We start from the raw sequence: 22,164 nt of genomic DNA, 5'->3' as shown, positions 1-22,164 counted from the left end.
TTTCAGTTTCCTTGAGAGTTTTTCTTCGAATGAATGGCAAGCCATATCCAGAAAATAGAGGACACGGCGTAAAAGGCGGGCCCGATCAGAATGGCCTGGGCGAGACCGGCATGGTCTGAAATCAGACCCAGTAGCCACGGTGCAAAAAAGCCCGAAACACCACCGGCCACCATGGCGCCAAAAGAGCCCGAAATGGTACGGAGCGAAGGTGGAACCGTTTCCACCAGAAGCGTTGTCAAACTGCCTGCCGTAGCCCCGAATGAGGTGATGGCCAGCAGGGCGAACAGTTCGCAAACCCGCAGAGAGGGCGCTGTAAACGCAATCAGGAAGAAAAATGCCGCCAGCAGAGCACTGAGTGCCAACGACACAGCAATGGCACCCGTTCGGCCGGCAAGGTATCGCCCTGTTAGCCAGCCGCCGATAGGCCCGGCAGGGAGTGTGGCCATGAGGGCGGTAAAGGCAAAACCCGTGGCATGCAGGTTATCCAGCCCATGCACGCGGTGCAAAAAGGCTGGGAGCCACATCTGCGCCGTGATGGTCCCTGAAAAAAACAGGCTCAGGGCAATCAGGTGTGTGGTGTAAGGGGCGATACGGAAGACGGATACCTGCTGCCGCCAGTTCAGCACCAGTTCTGATCGCCCGACATGCCCGTCGGACTGACCGGGAGCAGGCTCTGGCACGAACAGCAACAAAACACCCAGCACCAGCCCCGGCAGGCCTGTCAGCAGAAAAGCCTGATGCCAGTTGGAATGTGCGGCAATCCAGCCGCCGACACCAAAAGCCAGAGCCGATCCCAGCTTGTTGCGCAGCATGAACAGCGCAAAGACGAAATTCCGTTCTTTACGGTTATAAAGATCGGCCAGCCAGCCGGGTACAATGCCCTGATACGCCGCCATGCCAAAGCTGGTGAGCGTGCGCCACAGAACCAGCGTGGCAAGTCCTGTGGACAGGGCACTGCCCGCTGAAGCCAGACTCCACAGGATAATAGAGCCAACCAGAACCGAACGGCGGCTGAACCGTGCGGCCAGAACTGCAAAAAGAGGCGCGCCGAGAATACCCGCCAGCGTAGACGCCGATGACACGCTGCCAAAAGCCGCATCAGACAGGTGCAGGTCTGCTTTTATCGGTGTCAGCAGGCCGGAAAGCACCATGGTATCCATGGCGCAGACGGTCCCTGTCGCCAGAAGCAGGGCCAGCGCGGTATGTCGGGTCGCCACGGCTTCGGGGCTCGTAATGCCGGGTGATGGCGTCATGACGGGTGTGGAGGGTGCAAGAGGCGTCGCGGTGGAGGACATGGCTTTTCCCTCATGCCGGCTGTGGATGTGGGTGGGAGGTGGTATCGGGGCTGCCAACCCTGCGCCGAGCAAGGATTGTTGCTTCTGTCAGGATCGAAGGGTCGACCCAGCTTTGCAGGTCAAAATCCCGTTCGATCAGCCCCTGACGCAGCAGGAAGGCCTTTTGCGATTCAAGGGCTGCAAGGTAATCGTCATTCAGATCAAGACGGATGCCCTGGCGATATTCTCATAAACAGAAGCCAGACTTTCAGGAGCCTGCCCCAGATCAGAGGCCAGAGCCCGCAACGCCTCGAGCGGCTGGGCAGCCGCGCGGTCGGCAGTTTTGACCAGTGTCGCCACAATCCTGACCAGCAGATCACGCTGTTCTTCAATCAACGCCGTGCTGACCACCAGCCCACGCAGGATGGAAGGATTGACCCGCGCAACCGGGTCTGCCGCTAGCCTTGTGTCGTACAGAATGTTCAGGCGGGGGTAGAGACCGCCATCAGGTGGGATGGAGCCGTCACGACATCAACCACGCCCTCCTCCAGCGCTGCCAACGCACTGCGGAACCCGCTAAGCAGAAAGCCGTCACGTCCCCCCTGTGGAGAGAATGTGCGGGGCAGACGCACCAGTTCGACATCTTCAAGGCTCAGCCCCACTGTGGCCAGCGTGGTCTGATAAATCTTGAGCTGCTGCGCAATCATGAGGTCAAACGGACTATCCGGGTTATGGAACACCGCAAGCCGCCTGCCCTTCAGGTCCTGCGGTGCCGCCACACCTGAACTGTGGAGCGACAGAACCGGATAACGGCCTTCCAGAAAAGCCAGCCCTACAACCTTGCAGTCCACCCCATGGCTTTTTTTCCAGATAGCTGGTGCATGCCCGGCATTGCGGAGCCAGAAGCGCTCATCGTAGGAGTATTCGGTTTTTGGCGAAAAGCCGACGGACTGAAATACGAAGTCTGCCGCTGTTTCCTGTGCGAACTCGGTACGCAGGGTGCCCCATGCTTCCGCCAGAGCACTAATGGTCGGGACAGCGGGGCAACGGGTATAATGAATGACCGGACGTGTCATGACTGCTTACTCCTGACCAGCAACATGGACACCGTGGCGTGCCAGAAGCTGTTTTGCATTATTGGAAAGAACCGATTTCTGACCGTCGGGGTCGCCTGCTGTTGCGGCCTTTACGCGCTCCAGCGTGGGGCGGATATCGGGCACAGGGGCGTAGTCCGAGCCAAAAACAATCCGGTTGGAGCCCAGCACCCGCACCGCTGCCGCAACAGCGGCTGTGCCGCTGCCTGCCGCGCCGGTATCAAGCCAGATCTGCTTGAAATGCTCGCTCAGTGGCCCGGCCTGTACACGAGGAGAAACCCCGGCCTGCTCAGCAGCCAATGCCCCCAGCGCCGTGCCGCCCAGCATCGCGATCTGGAGTGTTACATCGGGAAAAGGAGCCAGAAAATCCGTGAACGCCAGCGTGGCGACAGCCGAGGCAAAGCAGAAGCCATTATCGATAACCCAGCGCAGGGCCTCGTTATCCTCATGTGCGATATCAGGTGGCTGTCCGTGAATACTCGGGCTGGCAAAGCCGGTGTGCAGATAAATATGGCTGCGATGCGCCTGCGCAACCTCAAAAATTCCTCTGAAAGCCTCTGCCGACTGGCGTGAGAAAAAACCGTTGACTGGCAAAACGCCACCGATCAAGCCTAGTTTTTCATGCCCGCGCTCCAGTTCTCTAGCTGACCAGGCCAGATTATCAGTGCTGAGGGCGGCAAGCCCGCTGAACCGGCCGGGATACTGGGCCACAAGGGCCGCCGTATCGTTGTTCCATTGCGTCCAGAGTTCCTGTGTATCTGCAAAAGGCAGGGCTGCGTCCACCCCCAGCGTGGTTGGCCATGACAGAAGCTGGTGCGCTATGCCGACATCATCCAGATGTGCCAGACGGGTTTTAATATCATACCATTGCGGTCCCAGCGGAAATGCACCGCCTTTGCCAGCCCCCGCCCCTGTCCGCCAGATGGCGAATTCATCCCCCTGCCGACCGATACGGGGAGCATTCTGCCTGCGGCCAAGAATATCCAGCGTGGAGGGTGGAAACCAGTGCGTGTGCAGATCGATAACTGAACTATAAGCCGTCATGATGTATCGTCCTCAGAAAAAGTCCACGCGGGCGGAAAGCAGGAACATGCGGGGGTTGCTGTATTGGTAGGTGAAGGTCTGGCTGGTGGCGGAATACGGCAGCACCTGAGCCAGATAGCGGTTGCCCGTAATGTTGGTGACAATGCCGCTCAGCTCCCACCGGCTGTTACCCGGCCGGAAAGAGGCATGCACATCGCCCAGCCAGACAGCCGACTGCTGGAGGGCTGAAGCCTTTTCGTTTGAAACCAGATAGAAATAATGGCCGGTATAGTTCCAGTGTGTACCCACGCTGCCATTGCCGATGCCGGTATGGAAATTCCAGTCTACGGAGACATTGGCTGTCTGATGCGGGGCACGTGCGAACTCGTTGCCTTTCAGGCTGGTAGCACCTGTGGGGGCTGTAAAGTCGGTAAATTCCGTTCTGAGCACGCCAACATTGCCAGAAACTGTCAGATCATCCAGCGGGCGGGCCTGAAACGCGAATTCTCCACCAAGGCTACGGCCGGACGCCGCGTTGGTCAGGGAAATAATGGTTGATTTGGTGGCCGGATCAGTGGCGGTCCAGGAGGTCTGGATATTGTCGTAAGTGGAATAGAACCCATCCGCACTCAGGCTCAGATGCTTATCAAACCAGCTTCCCTTGTACCCTGCTTCGTAGGAAAAAAGCGTTTCCGGGTTAACGGGTTGTGCTGTTTGCAACGGTGTGCCACCCGGTTAACGGGGTTAGGTGTAATCTGGGTATTGAACAGCCCGGAGCGGTACCCATCTGCGATACACACATAAAGCATCTGGTCTTTTCCAACCAGAAACTGCGGCTCTACATCAAAGCTGACATTCGACCAGCTTTTTCCGGCATGATAACTGTCAATGCCGACCACGGATGAAAGAACATTCTGGGCATTCCACCAGTTTGTTGCATTCCCCGCAAACGAGACCGGAGCTGTGCCCTGAACACTATCCAGATCAAGATGCAGGTGATCATGTGTCCAGCGCACACCGCCCGCAATCTGAAACCATGGCACGACATGAATGGTTGTGTTGCCGAATACCGCAAAGCTATCAGTTGTCTGGCTGTACTGCGTTGAGGCAAAAGCGGGTTGCCCGATAATGGCGGGCGTTGTGGGTGCGCCGGGGGGCAGCGTTACCGTTGCGTAGTGATCATCCAGATTTTCATGGAAATAATAAGCTCCGGCAATCCATGCGATCCTCTGATGCTGGTCCGATGCCAGACGAAACTCCTGACTAACCTGTGTCGGGTGCAGTTTGTCGTAGGCGCGGCTATATTCCAGAGCAGTGTAATCACCATCGCCACTCTGGCGACGTTGCGCATTTTCGAATGCGGTTATGGACGTAAATGTCAGACCGTGACCGGGATGCCATGTGGTGTGCAGCGATACTCCTTCGGACACCAGCGCCTGCCGTCCGTTGACGTTGGAGTTTGTCCAGTCACGGCTTCCTGCCTGCAATGGCGTGTTAACCGATGTTGCAGGCGCGCTGTAATAGGGCACGTTTGAACTCTGCATGTCCCGCACATGCGTATTGAGCAAAAACTCAAGCTTGTCTGATGGCCGCCAGAGAGTCTGGAACCGGGCCGCGAAGTCGCCGAAATTGCCGACATCCTTGTTGGTATAGGCATTTTTGGCCCAGCCATCCGAGTTTTCCTGACGGACAGACAGGCGCGTGGTCAGCGTATGTGCGGTAATGGGCGTGTTGATAACAAGCTCACCGCGTTTTTGCCCGTAATCGCCAAAGTCGACCTGCGCATGACCTTCCTTGCGGAATTCAGGGCGTTTGGAGGTAAACTGGATGGCACCGGCAGTCGCGTTCTTGCCCCACAGCGTTCCCTGCGGGCCATTGAGAATGGCAACCTGTGCCTGATCAAATAGGGGAAAACCCTGAAAGCTCAGGCTGTTGAGGTAGACATCATCCGCATAGATTGCGACCGCGCCTACGGCGTTATTGGCCACATTCCCGTTGCCAACACCACGAATGTAATAACGCGGGCGCAGGCGACCATCGAAATTGTAGCCCAGAGCGTTGGGCGCAAAGGCCGCAATATCCGCAGCGCTATCCATGTGCTGACGGGCGATAGTGGCAGCACTAATTGCCGTAACCGTTGCCGCGACTTTCTGAATATCCTGCGTACGGCGGTTAGCCGTAACCATGACGGTTTCCAGCCCCCCTGATGCGAGCGGACGATGCGCTTTTTCGGCGGCAACGACCGCTTTGGTTTTCGGTGGTTTGGCCGTGCTTTCAGCGCTGGCGGTCGAGGCAAAAGCCACCGCACCCGATGCCAGCATAAGGGACGGCAGCGCAGCGCAGGCGAGCCGGTTCCGCCAGGACAGGCAGGCCATGGCTCTCCCGGACGGGGAGAGGAAAGACCGGGAGACCGGGAAAGAGGAAACTGGTTCATGCTTCACGCTGCGTTGTTTGTGACATTTACTATCTTCATATGTATTATTAGGATAAATTTTACGGCAGTGACGGTTTTTATGAATTTTATGGGTACAGTTTAAACTATTATAAATAGTGCAATATGCAGAGAAAGGGGCCCCGCATGTTCATGCCGCAGCTAGACAGAGCCTCACGCGAGGGGCTTCAAAAACAGATAATACGCCAGATTATCGCGGCTATTGCAGCTGGGTCACTGAGGCCAGATGAACCCCTCCCCGGTATCAGGGAGGCCTCGGTGCGCTGGGGCGTATCACGCAATACTGTGGTACTGGTTTTTGAATATCTGGAAACGGAAGGCTATTTGCAGACACGCCCTTCACGCGGGACGTTCGTGCACCCCTCACCTCCATGCAGCACCAGTTCGGTTGTCATGCTTGGCAATGAGCGTGGCATGGAAGCTGCCTCGCTCGGGGGGCAAGTATGGCCCGATCAGGCGTTTATTGGCGACCCGGCGCGCTATAGCGGTACACAGGACGGCGTTTTCAACCTTGGCTTTGGCAGCGATATGCCACTTTATCGCTTTCCTGCATGGCAGAAGACGATCGAGCGCCTACTCCTGCGAGATAACTGGCGACGGGGCGGCGAATTTCAGCCCAACGCCGGCCTGCCTTTCCTGCGCTCGGCTTTGGCCCGCTGGCTTAACCTGCGTCATGGTGTGGCTATCGACCCTCAGCAGATTCTTGTCATTACCGGGTTGCAGCAGGCCCATTCCATCATCGCCCATGCGCTGCTGCAAAAAGGGGATTCGGTCATTCTTGAAGACCCCTGCTACCCCGGCAAACGCCAGCTTTACGAAAAACTCGGCATGCACATCGTAGATGGTGCAATCGACCGAAAAGGACTGAAACTGGCCGAGCTTGCGCCAGAACAGGCTCGGCTGCTCTGTGTCAATCCGGGGTGCCATATTCCCACTAATGTCACGCTTTCGCTCCCCCGGCGCAAGCAGATCGCCTCCCTAGCCGTGCAGGATCGCTGCCTTGTGTTTGAAGAGTCCATGTATGATCTGCTGTCGCTGGAAAAAAAGCCACTGCCCTCGCTTCTTTCCTTAACCGAAGGGCGCAATCTGCTGCATGCGGGGCTGTTTGCTCCCTGCCTTGGGGGTGGCCTTATGTTGGGCTATCTGGTCGTGCCATGGGCGTTGTTGCCAGCCGTGCTGGAGGCCAAATTGCTGACAGGCAATGGCCTGCCCTGGCTGGAGCAGGAAGCTCTGGCGCGCATGATTGATACAGGCGAGTTGGATAATGCTCTTCGGCGCACACGGGTTGTCATGATGCGGCGTAGGGAGGCATTCATGGCTGCGCTGGAGCGTTTCTTGGGGCGACTAGAATTTTGCGGCACGGAGCATGCCCCCCGTCTAAGCTGGTTCATGCCTGGCCACCATGGCAGTGTGGCGGATTTCATTACCAAAGCCGAAAATGCGGGCATTCGTTTTCCGGGTAATTATGCAGCCACAGGCATACGCTCGACCGCAGGCTTACCAGAACTCCAAAGCCTTATTTCACATGGATATGGCGAAGTGCCAGAAGAAAGCACGGACACACTGTTCGCAAGGCTTCGGGCTGCAGTATAAAGACAACCGACAGCATAAGGGCATGGTCTGGCAACCCGCCATCGCGTATGCTCTTCTACCAGAGAGAGAATGCTGACGCACAATAACGATGGAGCACACCATGAAACGTATTGCACTGGTCCCGGGTCTGATGCTGGCCTTATTGGGAATTGCGGGGTGTGAGCACCATGATGAAACGCAGATCAGGCCTATGCGGCCCTTGAACATGCCCAACCCGGCATCTCTTTATTGTGTCAAGCACGGCGGAACGCTCGCGATCAAGAACACCGATAAGGGACAGGTAGGATACTGCACCCTGCCCGACGGCACCGTGGAAGAAGAATGGGCTCTGTTCCGCAGGAACTACCCCAAACAATAATAGCCACCGCGTCAAGAAAGCCTGCATCCCCCAGAGCAATTCTGGAGCATGCAGGCTTTTTTTGTGTTCCTGTAACCGCCTATGCGCTTAGTAACTGGCGGAAAGGTTGAACAGGAATGAGCGACCAATCGCCGGTGTTACACGGTTCTGGAACAGGTTGCTGTAATTGAGTCGGTTTGCGAGGTTGTAGCCGTTCATGGCGACACGCCAGTGCTTGCCAAAATTGTGTGAAATCATGGCGTCGAAATCAACCGTTGCGGGCACGCGTGCCGTATTGGCGGCGTCCAGCCATACGCCCTGCCGCCATGTTATGCCTCCGCCTACCGTCAGGTTGTACGGCGTTTTTGAAGCAATGTTGTAGCTGCTCCACAAAGTGGCGGAGTTCTGCGGCACGAACTGAATACGCTTTCCGACATCTGCGGCTGTCTGGGAGCCTGTTACCCGGCTATCATAAAACGCATAGGTGCCGATAACACTCCAGTCAGATGTAATGTTGCCTGATGCACTCAGCTCCAGCCCCTGATTGCGCTGACTGTCGGATGAGGCCGAGACATCGCCCGTGGTTGGGTCTGTAATGGTGGAGTTGTTTTTTTCCAGCCGGAACAATGCCGCCGTAAAGCCCATGCGGCCTTTGAAGGCATTATATTTGGCGCCGACCTCATACAGCCTGCTTCGCTCCGGCGCGTAACCCGAACTGGTGGTAAAGGGCGCATTGCTGTTTGTTACGTACAGGCTGGTTGGCGTGGTTGATTCCGCCCAGTTGAAATACACCATCAGATTATCGTTAGGCATATACATCAGGTTAACCGTGGGGTTAACTGTCGTTTCATTCTGGTTGAAATGTGTGTCGGGCGTTGTGCTCACACCTCCGGTTGCGGAATAGGAACTATACCACTGATCCAGACGAAACCCGCCTTTGATGGCAAACCATTTGGTCAGCCAGATCTGATCTGACAGGAAAAAGCCGATATCTGTCGCGCTGCCATCCTTATAGCATTTACGCCCTACTCCATTGGGAATAGAGGCCAGACCATTGGGATTTTCCGAGCAATTTACCCGCTGCAGCCCCGAAACATCCATGGACGGGTTGACAAGGTTCGTGCCCGGACGGGTTTTATTATACGCGAAATTCTGTCTGTGATCCTCAACATGCTCGATATCGAACCCGCCGATAACCTCGTGACGGAATTTTCCTGTGTTGAAGCGCGCAATACCTGAAAACACGTTCTGAATGGACCAGTCACTCTGGCTATACGGATTAGGCCCTCCTAAGCCGCCGTTTCTGACAATGGAGGCCGTGGGGTCGCCTGCAAAATATTTGGTAACACAGGTTGCATTACAATTGGGCTGCGATGCTGAATAATAACGATGGTAAATACCGCCCTTGGTGTCGTTATACAGTGTGAGCCAAGGGGCTACCTTTGCTGTCAGGCGTCCGGTCAGCATGTCGGTGCTGATATCATCCTGATCGAAGGTGGTGCCGTACCAGTTGTTCCGGTTTACGCCGTATTCGGTAATGGGTTTGGCAATGGCTGTGCCCGGTTTTTGGACAACCCAGACACCATAATCGGGAATACGATTATCATTTTGATGAAAATAGTCGACTGTGTAGGAAATTTTCTTGTTCATACCAAAGGTTATGGATGGCGCTATACCCCAGCGGTGAGAGTAAACGTAATTCCGGCCCACGACATTATTTTCATTGCCCATGGCGGAAAGACGCACCGCAATGCTGTCATTGATCTGCTGGTTTATATCCAGCGTTCCACGATAATAGGAGCCGGAACCGCCTGAAAAACTGCCCTGATAGGAGTTGCCAGCATGCGGTGCCTTGGTAACGATATTGATCGCCCCGCCTGTTGTACCGTTCCCGAATACTTCAGACGACGGGCCTTTTATGACGGAAACATGGTCGTAATAAAAACTATCGCGTGTATATACGCCAAAATCTCTCAGACCATTTTCATAAATATCGTTCTGGGCTTGAAAACCACGGATCAGGAACTGGTCGCCCGACATCCCGCCCTCGCCCTCACCTACCGAGGCTGTAATGCCCGGCACGTTACGCAGGGCCTCATCGAGGGATTTGACATTTTGCTGTTCCATCAACGCACGCGGCACGACGTTTACGGTCTGCGGTGTGTGCATGACGTCGGTAGCATACGGCTGAGGCCAATATCCTCGTGCAGGATATTCATCCGGCTGCCGACAACCGTAATGTGCTCTTCCCCCGGCTCGCTTGCATGCTGACCACCAGAAAGCGGCCCGTTGAGGGGCTGTGCACTGGTATCATGTGTGGCAGCGGCATGGTCGGTCGCGGCATGTGTTCCGGGTTTATTCGTGCCGCTGGATGTACCGCTATGCCGTTGAGAGGGTTTGGCAGGTTTTTCAGGCGTTGCGGCTTCCGTGTTTTCAACATGTAGACCGGAACATAACAGGGCTACCCCAGCAACAAGCGGGGTCGAGCGGACTCTATTAGGTGTGAGCAGGCGTGACATTTCTGTGCTTTCATGACCAGAATTTGGATCACAGAAAACACAAATGCGATTTAGTCACAATTGCATGCGATGACTTTTATGTATATACTTTGGTATAGGTTCCGCTCACTGGCGCCGCCATGATAAAAATAGCCCTTTTAGGTAAAGTCAAAGCCCTCCAACCATTCTATAAAACCATGGTTTGTACAGGGTCAGGCATTTTCTATAGAGCACATTCAGGAGTTTCTTTCATGCATTACTGGACATGGCTTTCCGCTACCGGGATGGCCGTTCTGGTATTTTTGATTACGCTTATCCCGGCGCATGATGCTTTCGGGGTTCTATACGTGTTGGTTATTGTACTGGTTGCCGAGCGATGCACCATCAAAATGCTCCGCATGGTTGCTGCTGGATGCCTGATACTGGAATGTAGCGCTTTCTTTATTGTTCATAACGACACCCTTTTCAACGCAGGGGTTGCCCGTTTGGCACTCGGCGTAACTGCAAACCTTATTGTCACCATTATTACCGAACGCAACAAAAAAGCTCGCGAAGCGCTGGATAAACAGGCGCGGATACTCGCTCGAGCCGACCGGATCAAAACACTAGGGCAGATCGGCATTGCCATAGCGCATGAAGTGAACCAGCCACTTTCAACCATTGGCACCTTTGCGCAGTCCGGCACCCGGTGGCTGCGCCGCCCCACCCCAAATATTCAGGAGGCTCTGTATTGTCTGGACCAGATTGATGCCAATACCAGACGTGCGGCGGATATTATCCGCAATGTTCGGGATATGACACATGGCGAACAGGTTGAGCGCCAGACCCTGCTCGATTTAAGAAAAGTTATTCAAGAGGCAATATTCCTCCTGAAAAGCAGTGATATTATGGAGCACATTGAAATTCAAAAAACAAATAACGGCAAGCCACCTTTTATTTATGGCAATAAAACCGAAATCCAGCAATTGATCATCAATCTGCTTTTAAATGCGATCGAAGCGTCCAGACAGGCAAAAAACTACGCCTCACCTATTGTCATTTCGACGCAGATTATATTCCAAAAAGAATATTTTGCCGAAATGACGATAAAAGATCACGGAACAGGCTTCAAAGACCCGGAAACCAGTCTTTATTTCGAAGTGTTTCGCACCACAAAAAAATCCGGCATGGGTATGGGTCTTTCCATTTGTCAGGCCATTGTGGACTCTCATGGTGGAACAATCAGGGCGGAAAACACAACGCCTGCTGGCGCATTAATTACTGTTCGTCTTCCTCTTGCTCAGGTTGTGTCATGACGTCAGACACCACCATGCCGGGACATATTCTTATTGTCGATGATGATGCAGGGATCAGGAACTCCCTTGATAGTTTGCTACGGGCCGAAGGGTTTGTGGTATCCTCATTTTCCGATCCGTTGATGTTTCTGGAAGCAGATTTGCCAAAAACCCCCTGTTGCTTGTTGCTGGATGTCAAGCTTGGCAACATCAACGGACTGGATATTCAAGATGAAATCAACAGGGCTGACCTCGGTATTCCAGTAATTATGATGACCGGCCATGGCACCATGCCCATGGCGGTCCGGGGTATGAAAGCCGGGGCAATTGATTTCCTTGCCAAACCTTTCTCTCATGAGGCCCTGTTACAGGCTATCAATGAGGCATTGATTTTATGGAAAACTAATAAGGCGCAGGAACAGGTCGCGCTGGAAGCAAAAAGGAATTTTGCCGCGCTTTCGAGCAGAGAAAAAGAGGTTATGGGACTGGCCATTGCCGGTTTACTGAACAAGCAAATAGCAGACCACCTATCCCTGAGCATTGTCTCCATTAAAATATACCGCGCCAGTGTCATGAAAAAAATGAAAACGCGCTCTTTTGCCGATCTGGTACGCTTGGGCGAACTTCTGGGTATTAGAGACCCGTCAATAAAGCGATACAGAAGCTGAAAATACGCAGCGTATTAAACACTGAAAACAAACCAGAATATAGCGCTGCGCTTTCAGCCTATTTTTGAGCACGGGCCTGTTTCAGTTCGTCCACCAGCTTCATAACCAGTTCCTGAGCAGGCATGGCCCGAGCCAATGGAGCCCCCTGCCCTGCCCAGTATGCTCCATAGCCATAGTCACCCTGCTTCATGGCGGCTTTATGGAGTGCCTTGCCTGCATCATATGTCACGGGATAGGCCGGAGTTACGGGTCTGCCGGTTATGGCTTCCAGTGCGGTAAATCTGTTGCCAAGGCAGCGTGCGGGGCGACCGGAAACAAGGTGCGTCAATCTGGTATGAAATGCCGCCGGGCCAGACAGGGTTTGTCTGTAGCCTGTATCCGCACTGGATTCAGGGCATAAAATAAAAGCTGTGCCCATTTGCGCTGCACAGGCGCCCAGCGCCAGTGCAGCCGCAATGCCCGCTCCATCCATAATGCCACCAGCCGCGATAACGGGTTGCCGCCCCTGTTTTACCAGCAGGCGGGTCAGCGGCATGATGCCTAAAGCATCATCCTCCCCCTCCGGGTTAAAAATCCCTCGGTGTCCTCCTGCTTCAATCCCCTGCGCTACCACCGCATCCATACCTGCGGCTTCAGCCGCGCGGGCCTCATCCAGACTGGTGACGGATGCCAGCAGAACAGCGCCTGTCGCTTTCAGAGCCAAAACCGTTTGGACAGGTGGCAGACCGAAATGGAAGCTGATAACGGGCGGTCTGACATGCAGCAGCATGTCCAGCATGTCAGGGTCATCATTAAAACTGGTGTAAAGCGTATTGAGCTGTGTGGGAGGTGCCTCACCAAATTCGGCAAACAATGGCGCCAGCCAGTTCAACCATGCGGCATCCCTCTCTGGCGAGAGCACGGGCGTGGCATGTACGAACAGATTGACGTTAAAAGGGCGCTCGGTCTGAGCACGCACTGCGTGAATCATCTCCTGCGCGGTGGCGGCATTGGATGCCCCTAATCCGATCGAACCAAGCCCACCGGCATTGGAAACTGCTGCAGCCAGCGAGGGAGTGGAAACACCGGCCATAGGGGCCTGAACAAGAGGCACTGTCATGCCCAGTCGTGCCAGCAGATCCATAACCGCTCCTTACCCTCTTTGGTTGGCACCATAACGGAACCACCTGCGCTTTCAAATACGCGACATATCCCCTGTGCAGTCTCCCTACGCCTGACCGCGTGTTTTGTGCTTTCACTTTATGTTCAGGAATTGGTGCTTTCCCCTGCATGACATCTCGGTAATAATGCCGCCACCACAGGCAGGCTGACAGCCCTGTCCCTTTGTGCCGGATCCTGATGATGCGGTATCCCGTTTTATGGAGGCCCCCATGAAACCCGCTTTTGCCGCAGTTTTTATTGCCCTGCTTGGCGCATCTCCCGCAATTGCCAATCCTGTAGCGCTTACCCATGTGCGCCTGATCGACGGCACCGGCTCCCCTCCGGCCGAAGACATGACCATACTGATTGACGGCCCCATAATACGCGCTGTAGGCAGAATCTGACCTTGCCACCCGGCACGCAGGTTCTGGACAGAACGGGCGATACAGTCATGCCCGGCCTTATCTCTGATCACAGTCATGTTGGGCAGGTTGGGGGTACCACCACAGGGCCACAATTCTATACCCGGGATACCATAACGGCCGAACTCGGGCAGTATCGCCGTTACGGCGTAACCACCGTGACCGCTCTGGGTAACAACGCCCCCGTCCTTTTCGACACCCTGCGACAGGAGGCCCATGCAAGGCAGCTCCCCGCAGATCTGTTTGGGTGGATGCGGGTATTGGCGTGCCAAGGGGCGCTCCACCGGTCAATGTCGCGCCGGACCAGCTTATCAGGCCACGAACACCAACCGAAGCCCGCGAAGCCGTGGGCGTAATGGCCGCACATGGCACGGATCTGGTTAAAATCTGGGTTGATGATTTTGACCACAGCCTGCCCGTGAAAATGAAACCCGCAATTATTACCGCCGTGGTGGAGGAATCTCACCGACGAGGGCTACGGGTCGCAGCCCATATTCATGACCTTGCGGACGCACAACGTGTCGTGGCGGCCGGTGTCGATATTCTGGCCCATGGCGTGCGGGACAAACCCGTGCCACCCGCTTTTGTCGATACGCTCAGGACAAAGGGTATCTGGTATATCCCGACCCTCGAGCTGGACGAAGCGTCTACCGCATGGGCGGATGAAGCCCCATGGACGCGCACTGCCTTTACCCGTGCTGGTCTGTCCACCGCGTTGCAGCAGCAGATTGCTGACCCCGCATGGCGCCAGCAGCATGCCAGCGGCAAGCAGGCGCGTTTCTCGCGGGATTCTCTGGCAATCAACCTGCAAAACCTGAAAACATTGCATGATGCAGGGGTAAAGATCGGTTTCGGCACGGATAGCGGTGCCATGCCGCTGCGCGTTCCCGGCATTGCGGAACATCGGGAACTGGCCCTGTCCGTGCAGGCAGGCCTGTCCCCCTTGGAAACCATCAAACTGGCAACGGGTAATGCTGCTGACCTGATGGGACTGACCGACCGCGGACGCATAGCACCGGGGCTGCGGGCTGACCTGCTGGTGGTTGAAGGCAATCCTGCATCTGACATCCGCGATGCGGACAGGATTGTTGAAACATGGGAAAACGGCACATCCGTTCCCGGCCCGCTGTCACAGAACGGGAACTGACCATGAACTTACGTTTTTCTACTCTGCTGCTCTCGTTTGTGGCTCTCTCCTCCCCCGCTCTTGCTGCCCCTGTGGTCAAGGATAATCTCGATCCCGGGTTTGGTGCTCAGGGGCAGGTCGAAATCATCGCGCGTATCCCACAGCCAGACCCTTCGGGGATCGCGGTTATTGACGGGCGGCTGTTTCTTACCTTCCCCAAACATGATGGTGATCACACCGGCCCGGTTCTGGGGGAATGGAAGAATAACCAGCTTGTGCCGTTCCCATCCACCGCCGCGCAGAAGTCCCTTATTTCCCCCCATGGCATGACAGCGGATAGTAGCGGTAAGCTGTGGATTATTGATGATGGCAAGATCAAGGGCCACGCCATTCCCGAAGGTGGGGCAAAAATTGTTGGCTTTGATCCACTCACAGGGGAGCAGATTGCCTCAGTACCACTTAAGGAGGCTCTGCGCCCCGGCAGCCATATGAACGACCTGCGGATCGACCTGACCCATGGTACCAAGGGCACCGCCTATGTCACGGACAGTTCGTTCGATGGACATCCGGCTCTGGTTGTGGTCGATCTGGCATCGGGTCGCCAGCGCCGTGTGCTGGAAAACACGGTCTCGATCCTGCCCGACCATGGCTATCAGACCGTGCTTGATGGCCGTGTGCTGCATATGGATACCCAAAAGCCCGCTTTCCCCGCCAGCGGGGCAGATGGCCTTACCCTTTCGGCTGATTCAACCCGGCTTTACTATGCGCCATTGGCCAGCCGTCGCCTCTACAGCCTACCAACTGATCGGCTGGCAGATTTTTCCGTCACGTCGGATGAACTAGCGCATCTCGTGACTGATGAGGGTGAAAAAGGGGCCGCTGACGGTCTGGCAACCGACCCGTGGAACCGTATTTACACTACGGCCGCCGACCATGATGCGGTTTTCCGCCGTAATACTGATGGATCGTTTGACCTGATTGCTGCTGACCCACGCTTTGTCTGGCCAGACGGCATTTTTGCCAATGCCCATTATGTTTATGTCGTTCTGGGGCAGTGGAGCCGCCTGCCACTTTTTCATAACGGGCAGGACCTGCGCCGCCCTCCTTACCTGATTGCCCGCATGCCGATTGCCCCACCGGCAGCAAACTGATCAGAGCACACTGGGCGGTAGTTTGGGCCGCATCATCACACGGCGGTCAAGCACACGGCCATCTGTTACGAATGTACCGTCGCCTATGGCGTGCAGTGGGGAGCGCTGTTCACGGTGAGGGTCTGCATGAGCCGCGACCCCTTCGAGAACAACAATCCCATACTGTTCTATGATCTCGACTACACGACATTCGATATTGGCTAGGCAGGCACTCAGCAACGGCGCTTTTACCTTACCTGCCTTGTGCCGGGACAGGCCGAATTTTTCAAACTTGTCTGTATCCCTGCCCGAACACAGGCCAATCCCCACGACAGTATCAAGCATCTCGGCCGATGGAATGGCCACCACACACTCCCGCGTGTTGACAAGCGCCTGCCACGAATAGTTCCACGGCCCTGTAGACAGGGCAAAGCGGGCCTCAAAGTCCAGAACCATGGTCCATGTAATGGTCATGACATTGTCGCGCTGCCCGTCATGCGTGGTAACAAGCGTGACTGGCCCCGGCTCAAGCAGCGTAAAAGCCCGGTTGAGAGGGAAATGCTGCATGATGGCCTCCATCGATACCGCCGGTTTTTCCACGATTGTTACAGCATACGAAAGCCGTGACAGTTTAGCCAGAATACACCTTTCGCAAGCGCATGTGCTTGCCATTAATGCTCAGCGCTGACGGTAATGAATGCCCCCTGCACGGCCAGCCCGTGCTCTGCTGCGACACGGCGTAGAAGATTGGCAATTTCTGGTGAATCGCAGGCAATTTTTCGGCCGGTTCCAGCCTCCACAAAGGTAATGGTAAGAGCCGCCTTGCGTTCTGGTGCTATACGGTAGTGCCATTGCCTGTCAGGCGAAACATCGCGCCGCAGAATATTGCGTTCCACCAGCAGGTTCAGGTTCCGCTGGATTGAACCTGACTGGGGGCATGGCCATCATGCAGCATACTGCCTAGGGTCTTCCAGATTTCCACGGCACTCACTCGGGGTCCGGCTTCCACAATCCCATGAAGCAGCACGCGGCGCAGATCAGTCATTTTAATACCAGCATCCAGGCAACGGCGCTCCAGTTCGTGCACCGCATGGCAGTCTCCCCCCATACCCGGACGGATCTGATTAAGTGCAGGAGCGAGCGGCGGTGTTCAGAAAATGCTGTCATGCAAAAACTGTTAGAAACTGGGAAAAATGCGGTTAGTTCTGATGAATGTAGAATTCAACAGGAACTGTTAGCGTAATGGGATCCCCCGCAACGCTATCTGGGGGCGCAGGAAGTGGCTGTGCTCTCTGCGGCAGGGCCACGGCCTCCTGATCCAGCAACGGGTGGCCGGAACTGCTAGCCAGCGTAACTGACAGAACATGCCCCTTGCGGTCCATGGAGAAGGTTACAGTTGGCACTCCCTCCTGATGGTCCGCCATGGCATCCGCCGGATAGCGTTTGTATTTTTCAAGCTGCGCCAGAAGAGCTCCCTGCCACGTAACCGGATCGTGCGAGGCCTTTGATGAAGAAGACCCCGAAGCTGGCGCCGCCTGCTCAGGCGCCGGCGGCGCTTCTGATGATGGCGGCGCGGTTGTGGCATCTGCTGGCGGTTTCAGATCGGGTTTCTGTTGCGCGTGTACTGGCACCGGCTTGTGTTTTTTAACGATTTTATGCGCCTTGTCCGGTGCTGGAACTGGCACAGGCGGATTGATGGCAGGTGAAGGCGGGGCCGTAATTTTGGGTGGCTCTACCGGTGTTGGGTCAGGGATGGAACGGGTCTGTTGTGGACCCGGCGGCACATCGGTAGGTGGTATTGGCGTGGAGACAGGCTCCGGCGCCATATCGATGGCAATTGCAGCCGGTGGTGGCTCGGGCACTGCCACAGGCTGGTCGGTAGGTGCAACCCCCACCACAAAGCGCCACCACTGAGTGCCAGCACAGCCAGAAAGGATACGCCCCAGCGTACAGCCTCCTCCTGCCGGACATGGCGTAACTGCTCACGCCGCCAGTCGGCAAAGGAGCCAGCGAAGGATGAGGCATGGGCATCACCACTTTGTGGCACCACTTCGGCTACGCGACTCACGGTGCAGTGCCCGGCCCGGAAGAACCGGCGGAAGACGTCGCATCTGCATTAGCCACAGGGGCTGTCCCGGCCTCGCTGCCCTCTTCCTGCCCCTGCAGGTTAACCAGTGCGACCTTGAGATAACCGGAAGACCGCAGCTTATCCATAACCCCCATTAGCGTACCATAATCCACGCTCCTGTCGGCCCGTAGGAAAATACGCTCATCCTTGTTGCCTTTGGTTGCCGTCTCCAGTGCGCTTGGCAGGGTATCTGTGCTGATATCCTCCTCACCCAGTGCAAGGCGATGGTCAGCCTTGACGGTCAGGAACACCGGATCATCCGGGCGTGGGGTCGGTTTTTCGGTTGAGGATGGCAGGTCAACCGGCACGTTAACCGTAGTAAGGGGTGCGGTAACCATAAAGATCACCAGCAGCACCAGCATTACGTCAATAAAGGGCGTGACGTTGATCTCACTCGCCTCATGCGGGTTTTCATCAGTATGGCGTATGCGGATCATGCCGCTACTCCCCCGCAACGCGGGAAGAGCCAAGCCGCACGACCTGCGTGCTCGCGCCATGTGCCTGCATGCGCCCAAGATCCCGCGATACAAGGCGCATCACCAGCGCAGTCAGGTCTGCCACCTGCGCGCGGCACGCTGCCGTCTGGCGGGCGAGATGGTTATAAATCACCACCGCCGGAATAGCCGCGACCAGACCGAGCGCAGTTGCCAGCAGGGCTTCGGCAATACCGGGTGCCACCACAGCCAGACTGGTTGCCTTGCTGGCGGCAATGCCGGTGAACGCTGTCATGATACCCCAGACCGTGCCGAACAGGCCGATAAAGGGTGCTGTAGCCCCGATAGTGGCCAGCACGCCAGTGCCACGCATAAGCCTACGGCCTTCAGCGGTTTCCAGCCTCTCCAGATGCAGGACAATACGCTCCTTAAGCCCCTCATTGTCGCCGGGAATATCTTGCGACCGGGTGCGTTCTGTGCCTGCCGCCATGATCAGCGCATGGGCTATGGAGATGTTTCCACGAGTCCACTCCTCGGCAAGCTCAAGAGTACTGGCGTCTTCAAGCGCTGTTTCAGCCTTACCGAGCCTGTTCTTTATGCGCAGCAGTTCGACAGATTTGGCGATAAAAATCGTCCATGTCAGCAGGCTGGCTACGGCCAGCAAAAGCATGACACACCGCACAACCGGGCCGGCACCGAGAAACATTTCCCATGGAGAAAACGAAACAGGAACAAGTTCGGTCATGAAAGACCTCCTTTGGAAGACGGTCTGCTCCATGCCCGAACAAGGCAAGCGGCCGTGGTGATAAGAGGAATGGACAGGCTGCCCCATGACAGAACCAGCCACAGACCCTGCTGGCCCAAAAGAGCGGACAGCAATCCGAAAAGGGTCAGCACCCCCATGGTACCCGGCCACAACCAGAGCAAGCCGGGAGAAAGGGTGTGAGTCAGTGTGGCAGGCAGCACGAAAACCGGTGGAAGCAGAGTTCTCGTCACTGCGTGTAAGAGTGAGTCGCAACTTTTTTTTCGGATCATCGCCAACCGGGTCCATCATGCCGCTGCCTTCGAATATATCGAAAAAAATGAGCATGTCGGCCCCTGCGCCCGATGAGCGATACGCCACACTATGCCCCTTATCCTTAAAGACGATCGGACATGCTGTTTTTTCAGGAAAACCTGAAAATTTTTATCTCCCGGAAAAACGCATATCCCTGCCCTGTTAATAATCCGGGATGCTGGATGTTAAGCGCTTGTCCGCCATTTATGACTGGCCCAGTTTTTCCATCATATTGACTTATGCGACACAGTGCTCTCAATTACCCTGCTGGCAGGCGCAGAAATGCTGGCGTACAGGCCGAAAGCTCACACATCTCGAAACGACCAAACTCTTAACACGTTCAACCTTTGGCGTATTTTCCAGTGTGCTCGATCACTGGATATGCGCCTTACAGGCAGGTTGGGGGCTGCAAGACGGGTAAGGATGGCGTAAATGGCACCATTCTATAATCCTGTCAGTGCAGCGGTGGCGGGGCAACGGAGCAGAGTTTATCAAAGCCAGCGGGTTTTATGGATTGAAAGACACAAATTGACAGCACCAGCTCATGTTAAAAAATCTCAGTCTTCTTACCGTTTGGGGGTGAGCAGGCAATTATGGATTGGTGCACTGGCTGCCGTTTTTTTGTCCACGGTTCTGGCGGGTATCATTCTGTTCCATGTCAGCCAGCTACTCTTTCAGGCACGTCATGCTGTGGTTGGGCTCGAAGAACTCCGACAGGTGCTGGACACAGCCAGCCGGATCACTGCCGAACGCGCGCCATCCAACGTGCTGATGGCTGGAGAAGTAGGGCAGATCGAGACAGCACGTGCCAGACTGAACACCGCCCGTGCCGAGACGGATCGCGCCCTTAACCAGGCAGCCACAATCGTTGCGACTGTTCCCTATAACGATATCATGCGCCATCTAGTGCAGGCTCGTGCTCTGGTTGAGTTGGCGGCGGCCGAAACCCCCGTGCGCTATGAGAGCGTGCAACGTGCGACCGAGGCCCTTTTTGCAACTTACGATGCCTATCAGGCTGTCGTAATGAGCAAAGCCGCCGAACTCATTCACTCAGACCCGGAACTGGCTGGCCCCGTCCAGCATGCGCTGATCCTGTGCGCCCTGCGTGATGATGCCGGGCGACTGGGTTCGAGTATCATTGCCCCCCTGATTGCCAACATCCCTATGCCTGAATCCAATATTGCGAACGGAGAGCGGCTGAACGGGCGTATCAAGATGCAACGGCAATTGCTGTCTCTCAGCCTGATCTGAATGACCGCAGCCCTTTTCCCGTATCGCTCCGGGCGGAAGCTGAAGCATCGCTGGTGAAAAATGGTGAACTTCTGGTCGCCCGTTTTGTGGCCGAGGGCACGCATGGCAGCGCTTATTCAATCTCGGCTGCTGCCTTTTCCGACCGCTATGTTCAAGCACTCAAGCCGCTGGAGGTCTGGCGCACAGCCTATCTCGACTCCCTTCTGGCTGATTATAAGCAGAAAGAGCAGCAGGCATGGGGGCTGGCATGGGTGGTGGGCACCATCATGCTTTGTGTCATTAGCCTGATTGCGGGCGGGGTACTGCTCGTGCATCAACGGGTGCTGCAGCCTCTACTGGTTGCCAGTGAGGCGGTGGTTAATCTGGCCCACCGCGAACCGGTGCAGTTCCCGCTCACACATCATGGAAGCCCCGAATTAAACCCCTTGTTCGAGGCCGTGGCACTTCTCGACCTCAAATTGCGGGAGTGGGATGCGGACACCCAGCGTTTGAGGCATCAGGCCGAAACAGACGAACTGACCGGCCTCCTCAACAGGCGGGCCTTTCAGATGCTCGGTGAACCCTGGCTGGAAACCACCGGGGCAGACCGCAATGCCTTTCTTATCCTTCTTGATATCGACCATTTCAAATCGATCAACGACCGATATGGCCATGCCACGGGTGATCAGGTGCTTATCATGGTCGCAAATGCCTGATGGCACATGTCCGCTCTGATGATCTGGTCGGGCGCATCGGTGGGGAAGAGTTTGCCGTTCTGATACGAGCACAGGATCAGGAAACGGCGACAGCCCTTGCACATCGGTTACGCAAAGGGGTGGAGGATATTTTCATGCTTGCCGCCACGGGTGAAAAAATATCCGTAACCTCCAGCTTCGGCGTAGCCGCCAATAAAAACCTCACATGGCGGCAGTTCATGGCCAAGGCCGATGTCGCTCTTTATGCTGCCAAACAGGCTGGCCGCAATTGCGTGCGCTTGGCGGAACAGGACATTGCTGATGGGGCGGTATAGCCTCATCATACCCTTATGCATGGTAGGTCTTGGGCTGCTTTGATACCGTCTTGATGTCTGCTATGTCGCAAGGTTGAGCCGGGTAAATGCTTGGCAAAGTGTTGCCAATGTCTGGTCTGACTTTATACTGCCCCTACACGCCATGATGCGTGAACCGTTCTGGTGCTGATCAGCACGCGGCCTTACCTCTCCTCACAATGGAGTTGAGTTGCTGGCAGCCAGAACGCGGCACCGCCCCACCGGGGTGTGATTGC

Annotated in this window: 19 protein-coding genes and 4 pseudogenes; 8 read left to right on the top strand and 15 right to left on the bottom strand. The window is 55.7% G+C overall.

Annotation, left to right across the window (positions count from 1 at the left end):
* Positions 1-2: 2 nt before the first annotated feature.
* The 6 genes from JCM25143_RS01370 to JCM25143_RS01345 all read right to left on the bottom strand — a co-directional run bounded on the left by JCM25143_RS01370 (position 3) and on the right by JCM25143_RS01345 (position 5,766).
* Positions 3-1,295, bottom strand: a complete 1,293-nt coding sequence (locus JCM25143_RS01370; protein WP_025859773.1) for an MFS transporter — start codon at positions 1,293-1,295, stop codon at positions 3-5.
* A 195-nt stretch (positions 1,296-1,490) separates the two neighbouring features.
* Positions 1,491-1,685, bottom strand: a complete 195-nt coding sequence (locus tag JCM25143_RS01365) for a hypothetical protein (RefSeq protein WP_025859772.1) — start codon at positions 1,683-1,685, stop codon at positions 1,491-1,493.
* A gap of 71 nt (positions 1,686-1,756) precedes the next feature.
* Positions 1,757-2,350, bottom strand: coding sequence for an ABC transporter substrate-binding protein (locus JCM25143_RS01360; protein ID WP_025859771.1), 594 nt, complete (start codon positions 2,348-2,350; stop codon positions 1,757-1,759).
* A 6-nt stretch (positions 2,351-2,356) separates the two neighbouring features.
* Entirely contained in the window at positions 2,357-3,412 is a 1,056-nt protein-coding gene (locus JCM25143_RS01355) for an amidohydrolase family protein (protein ID WP_025859770.1), read from the bottom strand.
* Between the two features lie 12 nt (positions 3,413-3,424).
* Positions 3,425-4,111 (bottom strand): TonB-dependent receptor domain-containing protein, encoded by a 687-nt coding sequence (locus JCM25143_RS21205; RefSeq protein WP_081773430.1) that lies wholly within the window; start codon positions 4,109-4,111, stop codon positions 3,425-3,427.
* Positions 4,027-5,766: a TonB-dependent receptor gene (locus JCM25143_RS01345; protein ID WP_025859768.1), complete on the bottom strand. Its 1,740-nt coding sequence runs from the start codon at positions 5,764-5,766 to the stop codon at positions 4,027-4,029. Before JCM25143_RS01345 ends, JCM25143_RS21205 begins: the two co-directional genes overlap by 85 nt.
* A gap of 182 nt (positions 5,767-5,948) precedes the next feature.
* On the opposite strand from JCM25143_RS01345, the gene JCM25143_RS01340 reads away from it, so the two are divergent.
* Positions 5,949-7,436, top strand: coding sequence for an aminotransferase-like domain-containing protein (locus tag JCM25143_RS01340; protein ID WP_081773429.1), 1,488 nt, complete (start codon positions 5,949-5,951; stop codon positions 7,434-7,436).
* Positions 7,437-7,536: 100 nt separating this feature from the next.
* Positions 7,537-7,794 (top strand): putative hemolysin, encoded by a 258-nt coding sequence (locus JCM25143_RS01335; protein WP_025859766.1) that lies wholly within the window; start codon positions 7,537-7,539, stop codon positions 7,792-7,794.
* A gap of 87 nt (positions 7,795-7,881) precedes the next feature.
* Here JCM25143_RS01335 and JCM25143_RS15760 read toward each other — a convergent pair.
* A pseudogene (locus JCM25143_RS15760) lies at positions 7,882-10,292 on the bottom strand (TonB-dependent receptor).
* Positions 10,293-10,411: 119 nt separating this feature from the next.
* On the opposite strand from JCM25143_RS15760, the gene JCM25143_RS01325 reads away from it, so the two are divergent.
* Positions 10,412-11,566, top strand: coding sequence for a sensor histidine kinase (locus JCM25143_RS01325; protein ID WP_081773428.1), 1,155 nt, complete (start codon positions 10,412-10,414; stop codon positions 11,564-11,566).
* Positions 11,563-12,213: a response regulator transcription factor gene (locus tag JCM25143_RS01320; RefSeq protein WP_035370289.1), complete on the top strand. Its 651-nt coding sequence runs from the start codon at positions 11,563-11,565 to the stop codon at positions 12,211-12,213. Before JCM25143_RS01325 ends, JCM25143_RS01320 begins: the two co-directional genes overlap by 4 nt.
* A 58-nt stretch (positions 12,214-12,271) precedes the next feature.
* On the opposite strand, the gene JCM25143_RS01315 is transcribed toward JCM25143_RS01320, so the two are convergent.
* Positions 12,272-13,336, bottom strand: coding sequence for an NAD(P)H-dependent flavin oxidoreductase (locus tag JCM25143_RS01315; protein ID WP_025859763.1), 1,065 nt, complete (start codon positions 13,334-13,336; stop codon positions 12,272-12,274).
* Positions 13,337-13,571: 235 nt separating this feature from the next.
* On the opposite strand from JCM25143_RS01315, the pseudogene JCM25143_RS15755 reads away from it, so the two are divergent.
* Both JCM25143_RS15755 and JCM25143_RS01305 read left to right on the top strand, forming a co-directional pair.
* A pseudogene (locus JCM25143_RS15755) lies at positions 13,572-14,922 on the top strand (amidohydrolase family protein).
* 2 nt (positions 14,923-14,924) lie between these two features.
* Entirely contained in the window at positions 14,925-16,052 is a 1,128-nt protein-coding gene (locus JCM25143_RS01305) for an L-dopachrome tautomerase-related protein (RefSeq protein WP_035370288.1), read from the top strand.
* On the opposite strand, the gene JCM25143_RS01300 is transcribed toward JCM25143_RS01305, so the two are convergent.
* The 7 genes and pseudogenes from JCM25143_RS01300 to JCM25143_RS21200 form a co-directional block, all read right to left on the bottom strand.
* Positions 16,053-16,598, bottom strand: coding sequence for a flavin reductase family protein (locus JCM25143_RS01300; protein WP_025859761.1), 546 nt, complete (start codon positions 16,596-16,598; stop codon positions 16,053-16,055). It lies immediately after the preceding gene.
* A gap of 104 nt (positions 16,599-16,702) precedes the next feature.
* Positions 16,703-16,927, bottom strand: coding sequence for a hypothetical protein (locus JCM25143_RS23075; protein WP_234394838.1), 225 nt, complete (start codon positions 16,925-16,927; stop codon positions 16,703-16,705).
* 8 nt (positions 16,928-16,935) lie between these two features.
* Positions 16,936-17,076, bottom strand: coding sequence for a hypothetical protein (locus JCM25143_RS23070; RefSeq protein ID WP_234394837.1), 141 nt, complete (start codon positions 17,074-17,076; stop codon positions 16,936-16,938).
* Positions 17,077-17,230: 154 nt separating this feature from the next.
* A pseudogene (locus tag JCM25143_RS15745) lies at positions 17,231-18,081 on the bottom strand (TonB family protein).
* Positions 18,082-18,095: 14 nt separating this feature from the next.
* Positions 18,096-18,596 (bottom strand): TonB system transport protein ExbD, encoded by a 501-nt coding sequence (gene exbD, locus JCM25143_RS01285; RefSeq protein WP_025859760.1) that lies wholly within the window; start codon positions 18,594-18,596, stop codon positions 18,096-18,098.
* Positions 18,597-18,600: 4 nt separating this feature from the next.
* Positions 18,601-19,338 (bottom strand): tonB-system energizer ExbB, encoded by a 738-nt coding sequence (gene exbB / locus JCM25143_RS01280; RefSeq protein WP_025859759.1) that lies wholly within the window; start codon positions 19,336-19,338, stop codon positions 18,601-18,603.
* The gene (locus tag JCM25143_RS21200; RefSeq protein WP_199897787.1) at positions 19,335-19,559 is read right to left on the bottom strand and encodes a hypothetical protein; all 225 of its coding nucleotides are present in this window, start codon (positions 19,557-19,559) and stop codon (positions 19,335-19,337) included. Before JCM25143_RS21200 ends, exbB begins: the two co-directional genes overlap by 4 nt.
* Before the next feature lie 670 nt (positions 19,560-20,229).
* Between JCM25143_RS21200 and JCM25143_RS01275 the strand changes: the two genes are divergently transcribed.
* Together JCM25143_RS01275 and JCM25143_RS24565 are read left to right on the top strand one after the other, a co-directional pair.
* Positions 20,230-20,901, top strand: a complete 672-nt coding sequence (locus JCM25143_RS01275; RefSeq protein WP_159101569.1) for a hypothetical protein — start codon at positions 20,230-20,232, stop codon at positions 20,899-20,901.
* A gap of 266 nt (positions 20,902-21,167) precedes the next feature.
* Positions 21,168-21,910 (top strand): annotated as a pseudogene (locus tag JCM25143_RS24565) (GGDEF domain-containing protein).
* Positions 21,911-22,164: the final 254 nt, after the last annotated feature.

It is taken from the genome of Acetobacter papayae JCM 25143, assembly GCF_000613285.1.
GTDB lineage: Bacteria > Pseudomonadota > Alphaproteobacteria > Acetobacterales > Acetobacteraceae > Acetobacter > Acetobacter papayae.
The sequence above is the reverse complement of the archived record's forward strand: the minus strand, read 5'-3'. Positions and strand labels throughout refer to the sequence as shown.